This is a genomic window from Spectribacter acetivorans, from assembly GCF_031846305.1.
GTDB classification, from domain to species: Bacteria; Pseudomonadota; Gammaproteobacteria; order Nevskiales; family Salinisphaeraceae; genus Spectribacter; species Spectribacter acetivorans.
The window spans coordinates 43,471-58,204 of sequence record NZ_JAVRHY010000002.1; the positions used below are offsets into that span (position 1 = coordinate 43,471).

At 65.9% G+C, this 14,734-nt stretch carries 15 protein-coding genes, 1 tRNA gene and 1 other RNA gene; 13 read left to right on the forward strand and 4 right to left on the reverse strand.

Annotated elements, in window-relative coordinates:
- The first annotated feature begins 26 nt into the window (after nucleotides 1-26).
- The 8 genes from hisC to lapB all read left to right on the forward strand — a co-directional run bounded on the left by hisC (nucleotide 27) and on the right by lapB (nucleotide 7,788).
- Nucleotides 27-1,154 (forward strand): histidinol-phosphate transaminase, encoded by a 1,128-nt coding sequence (hisC, locus tag RM531_RS02155; RefSeq protein WP_311656951.1) that lies wholly within the window; start codon nucleotides 27-29, stop codon nucleotides 1,152-1,154.
- Nucleotides 1,151-2,038, forward strand: coding sequence for a prephenate dehydrogenase (locus RM531_RS02160; protein WP_311656953.1), 888 nt, complete (start codon nucleotides 1,151-1,153; stop codon nucleotides 2,036-2,038). The genes hisC and RM531_RS02160 overlap by 4 nt, the downstream gene beginning before the upstream one ends.
- The gene (gene aroA, locus RM531_RS02165; RefSeq protein ID WP_311656955.1) at nucleotides 2,035-3,354 is read left to right on the forward strand and encodes a 3-phosphoshikimate 1-carboxyvinyltransferase; all 1,320 of its coding nucleotides are present in this window, start codon (nucleotides 2,035-2,037) and stop codon (nucleotides 3,352-3,354) included. Before RM531_RS02160 ends, aroA begins: the two co-directional genes overlap by 4 nt.
- Entirely contained in the window at nucleotides 3,351-4,070 is a 720-nt protein-coding gene (gene cmk, locus RM531_RS02170) for a (d)CMP kinase (RefSeq protein ID WP_311656957.1), read from the forward strand. Before aroA ends, cmk begins: the two co-directional genes overlap by 4 nt.
- 142 nt (nucleotides 4,071-4,212) lie before the next feature.
- Entirely contained in the window at nucleotides 4,213-5,889 is a 1,677-nt protein-coding gene (gene rpsA / locus RM531_RS02175; RefSeq protein ID WP_311656958.1) for a 30S ribosomal protein S1, read from the forward strand.
- 83 nt (nucleotides 5,890-5,972) lie between these two features.
- Nucleotides 5,973-6,257 carry an integration host factor subunit beta gene (locus tag RM531_RS02180; RefSeq protein ID WP_311656959.1) on the forward strand — a complete coding sequence of 95 codons (285 nt, stop codon included), beginning with the start codon at nucleotides 5,973-5,975 and terminating at the stop codon, nucleotides 6,255-6,257.
- Nucleotides 6,258-6,332: 75 nt separating this feature from the next.
- A complete protein-coding gene (locus RM531_RS02185) occupies nucleotides 6,333-6,623 on the forward strand; it encodes a lipopolysaccharide assembly protein LapA domain-containing protein (protein WP_311656960.1) in 291 nt (96 codons plus the stop codon).
- Nucleotides 6,616-7,788: a lipopolysaccharide assembly protein LapB gene (gene lapB / locus RM531_RS02190; RefSeq protein ID WP_311656961.1), complete on the forward strand. Its 1,173-nt coding sequence runs from the start codon at nucleotides 6,616-6,618 to the stop codon at nucleotides 7,786-7,788. The genes RM531_RS02185 and lapB overlap by 8 nt, the downstream gene beginning before the upstream one ends.
- 24 nt (nucleotides 7,789-7,812) lie before the next feature.
- Here lapB and RM531_RS02195 read toward each other — a convergent pair whose 3' ends face one another.
- Complete coding sequence (locus tag RM531_RS02195) at nucleotides 7,813-9,297, reverse strand: beta-barrel assembly-enhancing protease (RefSeq protein ID WP_311656962.1); 1,485 nt, start codon at nucleotides 9,295-9,297, stop codon at nucleotides 7,813-7,815.
- A 123-nt stretch (nucleotides 9,298-9,420) separates the two neighbouring features.
- Here RM531_RS02195 and RM531_RS02200 point away from each other — a divergent pair, with 123 nt between their 5' ends.
- Nucleotides 9,421-10,491, forward strand: coding sequence for an AI-2E family transporter (locus tag RM531_RS02200; protein ID WP_311656963.1), 1,071 nt, complete (start codon nucleotides 9,421-9,423; stop codon nucleotides 10,489-10,491).
- A gap of 50 nt (nucleotides 10,492-10,541) precedes the next feature.
- Here RM531_RS02200 and RM531_RS02205 read toward each other — a convergent pair whose 3' ends face one another.
- From RM531_RS02205 to RM531_RS02215, 3 genes are read right to left on the reverse strand one after another with little or no spacing between them, the layout of a single operon-like run.
- Nucleotides 10,542-11,945 (reverse strand): PhoH family protein, encoded by a 1,404-nt coding sequence (locus RM531_RS02205; protein WP_311656965.1) that lies wholly within the window; start codon nucleotides 11,943-11,945, stop codon nucleotides 10,542-10,544.
- Nucleotides 11,946-11,987: 42 nt separating this feature from the next.
- Nucleotides 11,988-12,452 carry a peroxiredoxin gene (locus RM531_RS02210; protein ID WP_311656967.1) on the reverse strand — a complete coding sequence of 155 codons (465 nt, stop codon included), beginning with the start codon at nucleotides 12,450-12,452 and terminating at the stop codon, nucleotides 11,988-11,990.
- Nucleotides 12,453-12,478: 26 nt separating this feature from the next.
- Nucleotides 12,479-13,018: a glycine cleavage system transcriptional repressor gene (locus RM531_RS02215; RefSeq protein ID WP_311656969.1), complete on the reverse strand. Its 540-nt coding sequence runs from the start codon at nucleotides 13,016-13,018 to the stop codon at nucleotides 12,479-12,481.
- Nucleotides 13,019-13,136: 118 nt separating this feature from the next.
- On the opposite strand from RM531_RS02215, the gene dapA reads away from it, so the two are divergent.
- From dapA to ffs, 4 genes are all read left to right on the forward strand, one after another.
- Entirely contained in the window at nucleotides 13,137-14,021 is an 885-nt protein-coding gene (gene dapA / locus RM531_RS02220) for a 4-hydroxy-tetrahydrodipicolinate synthase (protein WP_311656970.1), read from the forward strand.
- 5 nt (nucleotides 14,022-14,026) lie between these two features.
- The gene (locus tag RM531_RS02225; RefSeq protein ID WP_311656971.1) at nucleotides 14,027-14,302 is read left to right on the forward strand and encodes a hypothetical protein; all 276 of its coding nucleotides are present in this window, start codon (nucleotides 14,027-14,029) and stop codon (nucleotides 14,300-14,302) included.
- A 73-nt stretch (nucleotides 14,303-14,375) separates the two neighbouring features.
- A tRNA-Ser gene (locus tag RM531_RS02230) sits at nucleotides 14,376-14,466 on the forward strand.
- A gap of 108 nt (nucleotides 14,467-14,574) precedes the next feature.
- Nucleotides 14,575-14,665: signal recognition particle sRNA small type (gene ffs / locus RM531_RS02235), an RNA gene on the forward strand.
- Nucleotides 14,666-14,734 lie beyond the last annotated feature (69 nt).

The window sequence follows — 14,734 nt, forward strand, 5'->3', positions numbered from 1 at the left end:
CACTTACGCCAACCGTTTTCTCGCCGATGCCCAGTTCGCTGCTCGACCATGTCAATGCGGGGATCCAGTCCCTGGCGCCCTACGAACCCGGCAAGCCGGTGGAGACCCTGCGCCGGGAGCTGGGTCTGACCGACATCATCAAGCTTGCCTCCAACGAAAATCCGTTCGGCCCCTCGCCCAAGGCCGTGGCAGCGGTGACCGAGGCAGCCACCGAAGGCGCCCGCTATCCGGACGGCACCGGCTACCGGCTAAAGCAGGCCCTGGCGTCGTTTCACGACATCGACCCGGCGCGCATCACGCTCGGCAATGGCTCCAACGATCTGCTGTGCCTGCTGGGGCAGATTCTGCTCGGATCTGGCACCAACATCGTGATGGCGCGGCACGCCTTCGCGATCTATGGGCTGGTGGCCCTGGGCATGAACGCGGGGGTGCGCTGGGCCGAGGCCCGGGCGCCGGATTCGGCTATGCCATACGGCCATGATGCCGGGCAGCTGGCCGCGATGGTGGATGACGACACCCGCATCCTGTTCATCGCCAATCCCAACAATCCCACCGGTACCTGGCTGTCGCCGGCGGCGATCGAGTCGTTGCTGGAACAGGTGCCGGCCCGGGTGATGGTGGTGCTGGACGAGGCCTACTGCGAATATCAGTCGCCGGATCAGCGGCCGGACAGCCGCGCCTGGCTTGAACGCTATCCCAATCTGGTGGTGACCCGGACGTTCTCCAAGGCCTACGGGCTGGCCGGGATGCGGGTGGGATATGCCCTGTCGCATGCGGATATCGCCGACCGGCTCAACCGGGTACGCCAGCCGTTCAACGTCAACAGCCTGGCCCTGGCTGCGGCCGAGGCGGCGCTGGGCGACGAGGCTCACCTGACCCGATCCGTCGATCACAATAATGCGGCGCTACCCGCCCTGACCGCTGGCCTGGAAGCGCTCGGCGGCCAGGTGCTGCCGTCGCAGGCCAACTTCGTCACCGCGGACATGGGCATGGATGGCGATCAGGCCTTTCAGGCCCTGCTGCGGGAGGGCGTGATCGTCCGGCCGATGGCGGGTTATGGCCTGCCGCGCCATTTGCGTATCACCGTGGGTACCGAGGCCGAGAACGAACGCTTTCTGGCGGCGATGGCCCGCGTGTTGGGTCGGACTGGATGAGCACGACACGCGTGACATCGGTCGCGATTATCGGCGTGGGTCTGATCGGCGGCTCCGCGGCTGCGACATGGCGGCGGGCGGGCTGTGTCGATCGGTTGATCGGCGCCGGTCGCGGTCGGGCCAACCTGGAGCGCGCGCTGGAACTTGGCCTGATTGACGAAATCGCCGAGTCGCCGGCGGACGCCGCAGCCCGGTCCGACCTGGTGCTGCTGGCCGTACCGGTTGGTGCCACCGCGGCGGTACTGGCCGATATCGCCCCCGCGCTGGGTAACCGGACGATCGTTACCGATGCCGGCAGCACCAAAACCGGCGTGGTGGCGGACGCCCGGCGCATCCTGGGGCGAGCTGCAGCACGGTTCGTGCCGGGCCATCCGGTGGCGGGGACCGAATACAGCGGCGCCGACGCCGCCTTCGCGGCGCTGTTCGAAAACCGCCGGGTGATTCTGACGCCCGACACCGAAACCGATCCGGCGGCAGTTTCCACGGTGCGCGGTCTCTGGGAGGCGGCGGGGGCGCAGGTCTGCGAGATGACGCCCGAGCATCACGACGCGGTGCTGGCCGCGACCAGCCATCTGCCGCACGTGCTGGCCTACCAGCTGGTCGATACCCTGGCCGGCCTCGACGAACAGCAGGAAATCTTCGATTACGCCGCGGGCGGATTCGCCGATTTCACCCGCATTGCCAGTAGCAGCCCCGCCATGTGGAGCGACATCGTGCAGGCCAACCGCGACTGTCTGTTGCCCGTGATCGATCGCTATCTGGCCGAGTTGAACACCCTGCGCCAGGCGCTGGCCGATAACGACCGCGACGCCGTCAACCGGCGTTTCGAGCGGGCCAAAGCCGTGCGCGACCGGTTCGTGGACAACCGCACGGGCCGGACATGAACCGGGTCGACTGGGACGTCCGCGGCCTGGCATCGCCCGCCGGGGTGGTTCGGGTGCCGGGCGACAAGTCGATCTCCCACCGGGCCGTGATGCTGGCGGCGATTGCGGAAGGCCGCAGCGACATCAGCGGTTTTCTCGAGGGCGAGGATTGCCTGGCCACCATGCGGGCCTTCCAAGCGATGGGGGTGTCGATCGCGCGCCGGGGTGATCAGCTCGTGGTGGACGGCGTGGGCCGCGATGGTCTCCAGCCGCCGGCCGAGCCGCTCGATCTGGGTAACTCCGGCACGTCGATGCGGCTGCTCGCGGGGCTGCTGGCCGGACAGGCATTCGATGTGACCCTCACCGGCGACGACAGCCTGCAGCGACGCCCCATGAAACGGGTGATCGACCCGCTGCGGCTGATGGGCGCGGCTATCGCCGGCGACGATCAGGGGCGGGCGCCGCTGCGCATCGGCGGCGGGGCCCGGCTTGCCGGCATCCACTACGATATGCCCGTTGCCAGCGCCCAGGTGGCCTCCTGCCTGCTGCTGGCCGGGCTGTATGCGAGCGGCGAAACGGCGGTGATCGAGCCGGGCGTCTGTCGCGACCACACCGAACGCATGCTCCAGGCGCTGGGTGCGGCGGTGACGCGGACCGGCAACGTTGTAAGCCTGGCCGGCGGCCAGTCCCTGCAGGGCGGGGCAATCGAGGTGCCGGCGGATATCTCCTCGGCGGCATTCGCTCTGGTGGCCGGGGCAATCAGTCCCGATGCCGATCTGCTAATCGAAGCCGTGGGCATCAATCCCACGCGCACCGGTGTGCTGCAGATACTGCGATCGATGGGCGCCGCCATCGAGTGCCGCAACGAGCGGATGTGCGGCGGCGAGCCGGTGGCCGACCTGTACGTACGCGGCGGCCCGCTGACCGGCATTGACATCGACCCGGCGCTGGTGCCGCTGGCTATCGACGAATTTCCCGTGCTGTTCGTGGCCGCGGCCTGTGCGTCCGGCACCACTCGACTGCGTGGCGCCGCCGAACTGCGGGTCAAGGAGAGCGACCGCCTGGCGGTGATGGCAACCGGCCTGCGGGCGATGGGCGTCGCGGTCACCGAATACGAGGATGGCATCGACATCACCGGCGGCCCGCTGACGGGCGCGCGGGTCGACAGCCACGGCGACCACCGGGTGGCGATGGCATTCGCGATCGCCGGCCTGCGGGCCGAGGGGGTGGTCCGGATCGACGACTGCGCCAATATCGCCACCTCGTTCCCCGGCTTCGAAACGGTGGCCGGCCAGCTCGGGCTGGATGTCGCCGTGCGCACCGGGGATTCGGCATGAGCACGCCGAGTGAACAGAACAATCACCGATTGGCCCCGGTGGTGGCGTTCGACGGGCCCGGCGGCTCCGGCAAGGGTACGTTGAGCCGGCTGGTGGCGGCCCGCCTGGGCTGGCATCTGCTCGATTCGGGCGCGCTTTATCGGCTGGTGGCGGTGGTGGCCGCCCGCGAAGGCTGGGACCCCGAGACGTCGGCGGATGTGGCGCGGGCGGCGGCCGCCGCGGCGGCGCTCGATGTGGCGTTTCCGGTGGCGGGCGATGGCAGCGATGCGGCGGTGCTGCTGGCCGGAGAGAACGTAACCGCGGTGATCCGCGACGAATCTGTGGCACGGCTGGCGTCCGGCTTTGCTGCGCACCCGCCGGTGCGGACGGCGCTGCTCGAACTGCAGCGACGATTGCGCCGCGCGCCCGGCCTGATCGCGGACGGCCGCGACATGGGCACGGTGGTATTTCCGGATGCCGAGCTCAAGCTCTATGTCACCGCCAGTCCGGACGAGCGGGCGCGGCGCCGGTACGAGCAGTTGTCGCTGTCCGGGGGCGGTGCTAACATTGATCAGATTTACCGGGACATTGTCGAGCGGGACGCGCGGGATCAAGCGCGCACGCACTCGCCGATGAAACCCGCGGCCGATGCCGTCGAGGTGGACACCACCGGCGAGGCCGTCGAGCAAACGCTGGCACGCGTATTCGGATTGCTGTCCGAGCGCGGGCTGGCCTGACGAGAAGAAGGGGGCCCATCAGGGCATCAACGGACCGGCCCGGACGCAACGTTCGTGTCGGCGGTTTCACACAACAACACGGCACTTCGCCAGCCGGGCAACGACCCGCATCCGCCGGAGGCCGTAGGAAATTTCCTCAACCATGACTGAAAGTTTTGCCGAGCTATTTGAACAAAGCCTCAAGGGGCAGACCATGCTCCCCGGATCGCTGGTCGATGCCGAGGTGCTGGAAATCAAGTCCGACGTGGTCATCGTCGATGCCGGACTGAAGTCCGAAGGTGTCATCCCCATTGAGGAGTTCTACGACGAGCGCGGCGAACTCTCGATCAACGTGGGCGACCGGGTCGAGGTCGCTCTGGAAGCGGTTGAGGACGGCTTCGGCGCCACCCGGCTGTCCAAGGAAAAGGCGGAGCGCATCCGCACCTGGGATTTCCTCAACACCGCCTACGAGAAGAGCGAATCGGTGGCCGGCACCATCAGCGGCAAGGTCAAGGGTGGTTACACCGTGGACGTGGGCAACGTCCGCGCGTTCCTGCCGGGTTCGTTGGTCGATGTGCGCCCGGTGCGCGACACCACCTATCTGGAAGGCAAGCCGCTCGAGTTCCGCGTGATCAAGCTGGATCGCGCCCGCAACAACGTGGTGGTCTCGCGCCGCGACGTGCTCCAGGAAGAATACAGCGAGGAGCGCAAGCAGCTGCTGGAGACCCTGCAGGAAGGCGTGGTGCTCAAGGGCATCGTCAAGAATCTGGTCGACTACGGTGCGTTCGTGGATCTGGGCGGCATCGACGGTCTGCTGCACATCACCGACATGTCCTGGAAGCGGGTCAAGGATCCCTCCGAAGTGGTCGAAGTCGGCGCCGAGATCGAGGTCAAGGTGCTCAAGTTCGACCGTGAACGCACCCGCGTGTCACTGGGCCTCAAGCAGCTGGGTGACGACCCCTGGGTCAACATCGCCCGCCGCTACCCGGAGAACACCCGCCTGTTCGGTAACGTCACCAACATCACCGACTACGGCTCCTTCGTGGAGATCGAAGAGGGTGTCGAAGGTCTGGTCCACGTCTCCGAAATGGACTGGACCAACAAGAACGTCAACCCGGGTGCGGTGGTGGACGTCGGCGAGGAAGTCGAGGTCATGGTGCTCGAGATCGACGAAGAGCGCCGTCGCATCTCGCTGGGCATGAAGCAGTGCCGCGCCAACCCCTGGGACGATTTCTCGCAGAATCACCAGAAGGGCGACACCGTATCCGGCCAGATCAAGTCGATCACCGATTTCGGTATTTTCGTCGGTCTGCCCGGCGGCATCGACGGCCTGGTGCATCTGTCCGACCTGTCGTGGAACGAGCAGGGCGAAGAGGCCGTGCGCAACTATCGCAAGGGCGAGGAAGTGGAAGCCGTGGTGCTGTCCATCGACTCCGACCGCGAGCGCATCTCGCTGGGCGTCAAGCAGCTGGCCCAGGATCCGTTGTCCGACTTCGTGGCCGCGAATCCGAAGGGCACCATCGTGACCGGCACCATCACCGAAGTGGACGCCAAGGGCGCCACGGTGCAGCTCACGGACGATATCTCCGGCTATATCCGCGCCTCCGACATCGCGCGTGACCGGGTCGAGGATGCCCGCAGCGTGCTGTCGCAGGGTGAGGAAGTCGAGGCCCGTTTCATGGGTCTGGACCGCAAGAACCGCACGGTCAGCCTGTCGATCAAGGCCAAGGAAGAAAAGGAAGAAAAGGAAGCGCTGCGCGAGTACGGCGATACCGAGAACACCACCGGTACCACCAGCCTCGGCGATCTGCTCAAGGAGCAGATGGGCGATCGCGAGTAAGTCCTTGACCGGGCACCGCTTGTCGGTGCCCGGTATTTGGTCTAGCCTCGAACAAGGTGGGAGCAATATTGGCGGGGGCTTCGATGACAAAATCCGAACTGATCGAGCGCCTGGTTGCCAGCCAGACACATCTCGGACACCGGGATGTCGAGCTGGCGGTCAAACTGGTGCTGGATCGCGTGGCCAATGCGCTGGAGATTGGCGGCCGCATCGAGATACGCGGTTTCGGTAGTTTTTCCGTGCATCACCGCCCGGCGCGCATCGGCCGCAATCCCAAGACCGGTGAGTCGGTGGATATCCCCGAGAAGTACGTGCCCCATTTCAAACCCGGCAAGGAACTGCGCGAACGCGTCAACGGCGGTCCCTGAGCCGGTCCGCTGGGTCGGCTGGCGCGGCTGCTACAATCTGGCGCTGGTTTGGCTAGGCCTCACGGGTTTCCTCGCATGCTCCGACTGCTCCGCAATCTCGTTCTCGTGGCCGCCCTGGTGCTGGGCGTGACCTTCGGGTTTTTCAACTTTCAGCTGGTGACCGTCGATCTGCTGTTCAGCGACGCGCGAGTGCCCCTGGTCGTGGTCCTGATCCTGGACTTCGCGCTCGGTTTCGCCATTGCGCTGCTACTGTTGCTCGGTCGCATGATGGGGTTGCGCCGGGAGCTGGCGAAGACGCAGCGCGGTCTGAAGGACGCGCGCACCGAGATCCGCAACCTGCGGAGCATGCCCATACACGATGCTTGACGGACTCTGGCTGGTCCTTCTGCTGCTGCCCCTGGCAGCGGCGTCGGGCTGGTACCTGCGCGGGCGCTTTCGCCCGGCCGAGGAGAATCCGCCGGTCGTCCACGCCGACTACCTGCGTGGTATCAGCCATCTGGTCAACGAGGACGCCGACAAGGCCATCGAGGTCTTCATGCGGCTGCTCGAGGTCGACAACGAAACCGTCGAGACCCATCTCGCGCTGGGCAATCTGTTCCGTCGCCAGGGCGAGGTCGACCGGGCACTGCGGGTCCACCAGAACCTGGTGGCCCGGCCCAATCTGAAGGCGATCCATCGCAACCAGGCGCGGTTCGAACTGGCGCAGGATTATCTGCGCGCCGGGGTGCTGGACCGCGCGGAGGACCTGTTCCGCGAACTGGTGGACCAGGGCATGTTTCTGGAACGGGCGCTGGTGGGGTTGCTGTCGATCTACGAGGCCGAGCGGGACTGGCGCCAGGCGATCGAAACCACGCGTCGGCTGGAATCGGCCCGCGGGCAGGCCCTGCGACCGGTGATTGCCCAGTACCACTGTGAAATGGCGGAAGCCGCACGCGAGTCCGGCGATGCCGACGCCGCCCTGAACCATCTCGGCCGCGCCCGACATGAGTATCGGGATTGCGTGCGGGCCAGCCTGCTGCGCGGCGAGATCGCCGAGGCCGCGGATGATCACACCGCGGCGATCAAGGCCTATCGACAGGTGATCCGTCAGGATATCGATTTCGTCACCGAGATCATCGAGCCGCTGCGGCGCTGTCATGACGTGCTGGATCAGCCCGACGGGTATCGCAAGTTGCTGGAGCAGATTATCCCGCGCTACCCGGGGGCGGCGCCCTCCATTGCCATGGCTCGGTTGATGCAGCGCGAAGGGGACAGTGACGGGGCCATCGCCTTCCTCGCCGATTATCTACAGGGTGAGCCCAGCTGGATGGGGTTCTACCACCTGCTCGATCTGACCTCGACCGATTCGCGCTCCGGGCTGTCAGGGCCGCTGGAAAGTCTGCGTCAGTCGCTGCAGCAGATCATGGAGCAGCAGCCGCGTTATCACTGCGGGCATTGCGGCTTTTCGGGCCGGTATCTGCACTGGCAGTGTCCGAGCTGCAAGCTCTGGAACAGCATGGCGCCGGTGCGCGACCTTCGCCCGGCCGTGTGACCGCGGAGCCCGCGGGAGACGCCGCTACCAGTCCCGTCGCCCGACCACACCCTCGATGCGCTTACGGCATTCGCTTTCCGACCACAGGCGGTCGCATTGCTGACGATAACGGGTGAGCGCCGCCTGGATACGGGATTCTGCCTGGCTACTGAGGTCTGGCAGTTCCAGCGCCGAACGAAGCTTGAAGATGGCGGCGCCGTATTCGCCGCGCAAGCGGTGGGCCTCGGCTTCCTGGTAATAGGCCTCTTCCGGCTGGTCCATCTGATCGGCCGCGCGCGCCAGTAACTGATGCAGGTGCGGGTCGCGATTGAGCATGCGGCTCTGGTCGAGCAGATACGCGCGGGTTTCGGCCGGCTGGTTGGTCCGCAGCAGTGCCTCGCTGTAGGCAAGGATAACCGGCCGATAGGAGGAATATTCACGCCGTAGCTGGTCGAGGGTGGCCAGGCCGGCGTCATCCGCCCCGGTTTCGAACTGTGTCTGGGCCAGGGCCAGGGCAAAATGCGGATGCGCGGTGCCGGTCTGCTCGGTCAGCGTGGCCAGGATATCCCGGGCCGCAGCGCTCCGGCCGACGCGTGACAGGGCCAGGGCGTATCCATAGTCGTCGGCGGGATGGGCATGACTGCCTTTGCGCTGTTCGCGGTAGTAGGTCAGCGAATCGGTCGGCTGGCTGCTGGACAGGACCCGCGCCCGGGCCCTCATGAGCCGGTAGCGATCCGATTCCTCGATGTGGCTGGAACCGTATTCGCGTGCCCTGGAGCGCGCTTCGGCAATGCGGGTGGTGCTGATCGGATGGGTCAGCAGAATCTCCGGCAACTGATTGCCGTAGAGCCGGGAGCGGCGCTCCATCTTCTCGAAGAAGCCGCTCATGCCGTTTGGGTTGTAGCCGGCCCCGGCGAGCGTCCGGATACCCAGCCGGTCGGCCTCAAGTTCGTGCGCCCGGGTGAAATTGATCTGCTGCTGACCGAGACCGGAGATGCCCATGGTGATCGCAGCCTGGACCACCGCCGGGTTGCCACCACCGGCAATGATGGCCAGCAGCATGGCCGCGGCGGTCGCGATCGACATGCCCTGGGTGGCCTGGATCTGGCGGGCGATGTGGCGCTGGGTGACGTGGGCGATTTCGTGGGCCATCACGCCGGCCATCTCGCTTTCCGTCTCCGACTCCATGATCAGACCGGCATTCATGCCGATATAGCCGCCGGGCAGCGCGAACGCGTTAACCTGCTGGCTGTTGATCAGGAAGAATTCGAAATCATCCGGCTGGCTGCGGGTCTGCAGCGCCAGCCGGGTGCCGACGCTGCGCAGGTAGGCGGAGATTTCGGGATCATCCAGGATGGCGCCATTCTTGAGGAGTTGCGACACCACCTGGCGCCCGATGCGGTCCTCCTCTGCCGGAGACATCACGGTATCCGCCGGCTGACCGATCGACGGCAGGTCGTAATCGGCGGCGCTGGCCGTCGTGCCGACGGTCAGCCCCAGACTCAGGAAGAACAGAAGGACGGGACGCACTAGAATGATTCCGCTGACGGCACGGCATAATGGTACCGGGTTTGACGCCCGATTTCGGTGCCGGTTCAATCCCCGGCGCGATACGGCCCCCGGCGAGCATGGACAGCGACCCGAGTCATTGCAATGAATATCATAAGAGACTGGTTTTCCCGCCACTTTTCCGACCCCCAGGTGGTCACGCTGTCGCTGTTGCTGGGTGGCGGCATCCTGCTGGTGGTGTTCTTCGGCGGTTATCTGGCACCGGTATTCGCGGCCGTGGTCTTCGCTTATCTGCTGGAGGGGCCGGTGGCGCGGCTGGAACGCTGGCGGGTGCCTCGCCGCGCTGGCGCGGCCCTGGTGTCACTGATGCTGCTGCTCGCGGTGTTGCTGAGCGCATTCGCGCTGGTGCCGCTGCTGGCCCGCCAGGTGGTGCAGATTCTCCAGGACGTGCCCGGCGTGGTGGGCAGCATCCAGAGCTGGCTGGAGGGGTTGCCCGAACGCTATCCGGCGCTGATTACCCAGGATCAGGTGAATACGGTGATGGACGCGGCAACCCGCGACATCGGTTCCCTGCGTCAGGTGGTGCTGTCGCGCTCGGTGGTCGTGGGGGTGAGCCTGCTTTATCTGGCGGTTTATCTGGTACTGGTGCCGCTGCTGGTGTTCTTCCTGCTCAGCGACAAGGGTGCGATCCTCGCCTGGCTGCGCCGCTTCGGCCCCCGCAACGAGGGGATGGTCCGCCAGGTATGGAGTGAAGTGGATCTGCAGCTCGCCAACTACGTCCGTGGCAAGGCGGTCGAGATCGCGCTGGTGTGGATCGTGGCCTACCTGGTGTTCTCGGTCCTCGGCCTCAAGTACGCCATGCTGTTGTCGGCGCTGGTAGGACTGTCGGTGCTGGTGCCCTACATCGGCGCCTTTTTCATGACCCTGCCGGTGATGCTGGTGGCCTATTCGCAGTGGGGGCCGACCGCCTACACGCTGTACGTACTGGCGGCCTATATCGTGCTGCAGATTCTGGACGGCAACGTGCTGGTGCCGATCCTGTTCTCGGAGGCCGTGAGCCTGCATCCGGTGGTCATCATCGCCGCCGTGCTGTTCTTCGGCGGCGTCTGGGGTTTCTGGGGGGTTTTCTTCGCGATTCCGCTGGCCACGCTGGTCAACGCCGTGATCAATGCCTGGCCGCGAACAACCCAGGATGCGTTGGAGACAGCGCCGTGACCGCGGTTAGTGTTATGCGCGGGAACCTGCAATCACGTCGAGGTTACCGCCTACAGCGCCTGGGACGCGTAATCGGCCAGGCGTGACCGCTCGCCCCGGGCCAAGGTGATGTGGCCTGCATGTTCCCAGCCGCGAAAACGGTCGACCACGTTGGTCAGTCCGGACGTGGTTTCAGTCAGATACGGCGTGTCGATCTGAGCCAGATTACCCAGACAGACGATCTTGCTGCCGGGGCCGGCGCGGGTGATCAGGGTCTTCATCTGCTTGGGCGTCAGGTTCTGGGCCTCGTCCAGGATGATGTAGCGGTGCAGGAAGGTGCGGCCGCGCATGAAGTTCACCGAGCGGATCTTGATGCGCTTGGCCAGTAGCTCGTTGGTGGCGGCCCGCTCCCAGTCGGACCCCTCCTGATTGCCGGTCAGCACCTCGAGATTGTCCATCAGCGCGCCCATCCAGGGCGTCATCTTCTCTTCCTCGGTGCCCGGCAGGAAGCCGATGTCGTCCCCCACCGGCACGGTCACGCGGGTCATGACGATTTCGCGGTAACGCTGCTCATCCATGGTCTGGGCCAGACCCGCGGCCAGGGCCAGCAGGGTCTTGCCGGTGCCGGCGGCGCCGAGCAGGGTGACGATGTCGATGTCCGGGTCCATCAGCAGATTCAGGGCGAAGTTCTGCTCGCTGTTGCGGGCGTTCACGCCCCAGACGGCTTTTCGCCCTTCGCGGTAATCGTCGGCCAGTGCCAGGGTGGCGCCGTCCTGGTCACGGTCGCGCACGATTAGCTCGACATCGTTGTCGGCGTCGAAATGCAGGCACTGGTTGTGGATCCACTCCTGCGTATCCTCCCCGGCGACGCGATAGAAGGTGCGGGTGCCTTCCTGCCAGGAGTCGAGAGAATCACCGTGCTGCTCCCAGAAGTCGGCGGGCAGGGTGCCGGTGCCCGTGTAGAGCAGATCCAGGTCTTCGAGGACCTTGTCGTTGTAGTAGTCCTCGGCGTCGATTCCGATGACCGCGGCCTTGATCCGCAGGTTGATGTCCTTGGAGACGAGCACCACCTCCCGCTCACGCTGTTCCGCTCGCAGCGACAGGGCGCTCAGCAGGATGCTGTTGTCGGCCTTGCTGCCGGGCAGGACCGTCGGCAGCTCGGCCGAGGGGTTGTGGGTCTCGAAGTACAGACGGCCCCATGCCACCGGGGCATCGCCGTTCTCGCCGCTGCGGGTGAGGGGGCTGAGCGGAATCCCGGCCTCGATATCGGCATGGGAGCAGCCCTGCATCAGTTCATCCAGGAAGCGGCTCACCTGGCGGACATTGCGAGCCACCTCCGACAGGCCTTTCTTGCCGGCGTCCAGCTCCTCCAGTACCACCATGGGCAGGAAGATGTCGTGTTCCTCGAAGCGGAACAGGGCGGCGGGATCGTGCATCAGCACGTTGGTATCAAGAACGAATACACGGCGCGCCATGAGGCAAGCACTCGGCAGTGGTGGATTGACGGTGAGACGGGCCTAGAGTTCGACGATTGCCTGCAGCACCTCGTCGGCATGGCCCTTGACCGACACGCCCCGCCATTCTCGGCGGACGACGCCCTGGTCGTCGATCAGGAAGGTCGATCGTTCGATGCCGATCGACTTGCGGCCGTACATCGTTTTCTCCCGCAGCACCCCGAAGGCGCGGCAGGCGGTTTCCTCGGTATCGGCCAGCAGATGAAAGGGAAAATCGTACTTCGCGCGGAAGTTCTCGTGCTTCTGCACGCTATCGCGCGACACACCAAGGATCTCGGCGCCGGCCTCCCGGAACTGCTCGTACTGGTCGCGGAAGGCCTCGCCCTCGCGGGTGCAGCCCGGCGTGTTGTCGCGGGGATAGAAATACAGCACCACGGTCCGGCCGCGCAGATCGGCCAGCGAAATCGTCTGGTCACCGGTGGCCGGCAGGACGATATCGGGCGCGGGTTGGTCGAGCAGTTCGGTCATGGGGGCCTGGTCGAAAAAAGGCTGGGTCAGGACTTGATCGGGTCGAGCATACCGTCGGCGTGCAGGTCGTCGCACAGATCCATGAAGGATTCCCGCAGCGTCTGCGGATGCTGGGTCATCGGCACCTGCAGTGCAATATGCACCCCGCACATGGCGCCGCCGGTGTAGCCGGAATCGTAGCCCTGGCTGGTGATTTCCACCACGCGCGCGCCCTGGCCGCGGAAGAACCCCACCAGCTCGCCCAGTAGGCCGGATTGCTGGGGCGCCGAGACCTCGGCCGCGTAGGGGCGGAAATCGGGCGCCAGATCGGGATTCTCGGTATGGGCGTAGTGGAGCTGGAGATCGAGCTGTTCGGCCAGGCCGGGCAGGGCGCTCTCGAGTTTGCCCAGCGCACTCCAGTTACCCGCGATCAGGAGCGCGGCGGTGACCTGACGGCCCAGCGGCGCCAGACGGCATTCCACGATGTCGCAGCCGCGTTTCTCCACCGCGCTGATGAGGTCGGCGGTGAGCGTCTCGCGGTGTGCCCCCAGCGCCGTCAGCGCAAGATATTTTCGGACTTCCGGCATGCCCTTCCCGGTGGCTGGCCCCAAAGAAGCGGATGATAGCACCGGGCCGGCCCCGACGGACCCGAATACGCCCTGCCTGCGTTATACTCGCCGCCCGTTTTTCGCGGCAGGAGAGGCAATGGTGGCACTGGGCGGGAGCATGGTTGCCCTGGTAACGCCGATGCACGCCGATGGCACCGTGGACTGGGACAGTCTTGGTGACCTGGTGGAATGGCACATCGCCGAGGGTACCGACGGCATCGTGGCCGTGGGCACGACCGGGGAATCCGCAACCCTGGGGTTTCGTGAGCACGACGAGGTGATCGAACGGGTGGTCGAACTGGTGGACGGGCGTCTGCCGGTGATCGCCGGTACCGGCGGTAACGCCACCGACGAGGCCATCCGTCTGACGCGCCACGCCAAGCGGGCGGGTGCCGATGCCTGTCTGTTGGTCTGCCCGTATTACAACAAGCCCACGCAGGAAGGGCTCTACCGGCATTTTCACGCGCTCGCCATGGCGGTGGACATTCCGCAGGTGCTCTACAACGTGCCGTCGCGCACCGGCGTGGACATGCTGCCGGAAACGGTGGAGCGGCTGGCCGCCATCGACAATATCGTGGCACTCAAGGAAGCCAAGGGCTCGCTCGAGCGCATCCACGAACTGATCCAGCGTTGCGGTGATGATCTGATGATCTTCTCCGGCGACGACGGCACCGCGATGGAGTCCATGCTGGTGGGTGGCAAGGGTGACATTTCCGTCACCGCCAATGTGGCGCCGCGGCTGATGCACGAGATGTGCACCGCTGCCATCAACGGCGAACGCGAAACCGCCGAGAAGCTGGATGCTACCCTGCAATGGCTGCATACGGCGCTGTTCCTGGAGCCCAACCCGATTCCGGTGAAGTGGGCGCTGTACGAAATGGGGCGGATCGGCCCCGGCATCCGGCTGCCGATGACGCCGTTGGAAGAGCGCTTCCACGAATCCGTGCGTGAAGCGCTGCGCAATGTGGGAGCGATAACGTGATCCGGATGTTGACTCTGACGCTGCTGCTGCCGCTGTTCGCGGCCTGCACCGGCCCGGCCTGCCTGAACGACCAGCCGTATCACACCGCCAAGGAGTTCCCGCCGCTGCGGGTGCCGGCGGGGATGCAGGCGCCCGAGCCCGACCCGAACCTGGCGATCCCGGAAGTGGCCGAGAACGGTCCCGTGGGCGCATTCCCGCCGGCCGAGGGTGAAGAAGAGTCGGTCGAAGACACCCGCCGCTGCCTGGTGTCTCCGCCCCAGATGCAGGATGCTCGTGGCTGATTCGCCTCTGTTAGAATGCGCGGCTCGCACCTGAATGTGCGAACGACGACTGGAGTAGCGATTACGCCAAAACGGAGAGGTGTCCGAGCGGTCGAAGGAGCACGCCTGGAAAGCGTGTGTGCGGTAACCCCGTACCGAGGGTTCGAATCCCTCCCTCTCCGCCATTTCCCTGATCGATCGCTTTCCATCGATCGATCGGCGGTTGGCGCACCACGGCATGCCTGCGGGCATCGCCGTTTCCGGTGCGCCCCGCGACAGGCAATGGTGGTCCGCGTCGGTCCCCCCGCGACGAGACGCCGTGAACCCCGTCAGGCCCGGAAGGGAGCAGCGGCAGCGGTGGCATCGGGCGCCGGGGTGTGGCTGGCGCGGTCCGCCGCCATTTTTGCGATTCGGCCCGGGGCGGCGGGCGCTGTGGTCATGCCGAGGCATCCG

Excerpts from the sequence above, each read along its gene's own strand:
- hisC (WP_311656951.1), top strand. The coding sequence starts at position 27 with ATGCCCAGTTCGCTGCTCGACCATGTCAATGCGGGGATCCAGTCCCTG.
- RM531_RS02160 (WP_311656953.1), top strand. The coding sequence starts at position 1,151 with ATGAGCACGACACGCGTGACATCGGTCGCGATTATCGGCGTGGGTCTG.
- aroA (WP_311656955.1), top strand. The coding sequence starts at position 2,035 with ATGAACCGGGTCGACTGGGACGTCCGCGGCCTGGCATCGCCCGCCGGG.
- cmk (WP_311656957.1), top strand. The coding sequence starts at position 3,351 with ATGAGCACGCCGAGTGAACAGAACAATCACCGATTGGCCCCGGTGGTG.
- rpsA (WP_311656958.1), top strand. The coding sequence starts at position 4,213 with ATGACTGAAAGTTTTGCCGAGCTATTTGAACAAAGCCTCAAGGGGCAG.
- RM531_RS02180 (WP_311656959.1), top strand. The coding sequence starts at position 5,973 with ATGACAAAATCCGAACTGATCGAGCGCCTGGTTGCCAGCCAGACACAT.
- RM531_RS02185 (WP_311656960.1), top strand. The coding sequence starts at position 6,333 with ATGCTCCGACTGCTCCGCAATCTCGTTCTCGTGGCCGCCCTGGTGCTG.
- lapB (WP_311656961.1), top strand. The coding sequence starts at position 6,616 with ATGCTTGACGGACTCTGGCTGGTCCTTCTGCTGCTGCCCCTGGCAGCG.
- RM531_RS02200 (WP_311656963.1), top strand. The coding sequence starts at position 9,421 with ATGAATATCATAAGAGACTGGTTTTCCCGCCACTTTTCCGACCCCCAG.
- RM531_RS02205 (WP_311656965.1), bottom strand. The coding sequence starts at position 11,945 with ATGGCGCGCCGTGTATTCGTTCTTGATACCAACGTGCTGATGCACGAT.
- RM531_RS02210 (WP_311656967.1), bottom strand. The coding sequence starts at position 12,452 with ATGACCGAACTGCTCGACCAACCCGCGCCCGATATCGTCCTGCCGGCC.
- RM531_RS02215 (WP_311656969.1), bottom strand. The coding sequence starts at position 13,018 with ATGCCGGAAGTCCGAAAATATCTTGCGCTGACGGCGCTGGGGGCACAC.
- dapA (WP_311656970.1), top strand. The coding sequence starts at position 13,137 with ATGGTGGCACTGGGCGGGAGCATGGTTGCCCTGGTAACGCCGATGCAC.
- RM531_RS02225 (WP_311656971.1), top strand. The coding sequence starts at position 14,027 with ATGTTGACTCTGACGCTGCTGCTGCCGCTGTTCGCGGCCTGCACCGGC.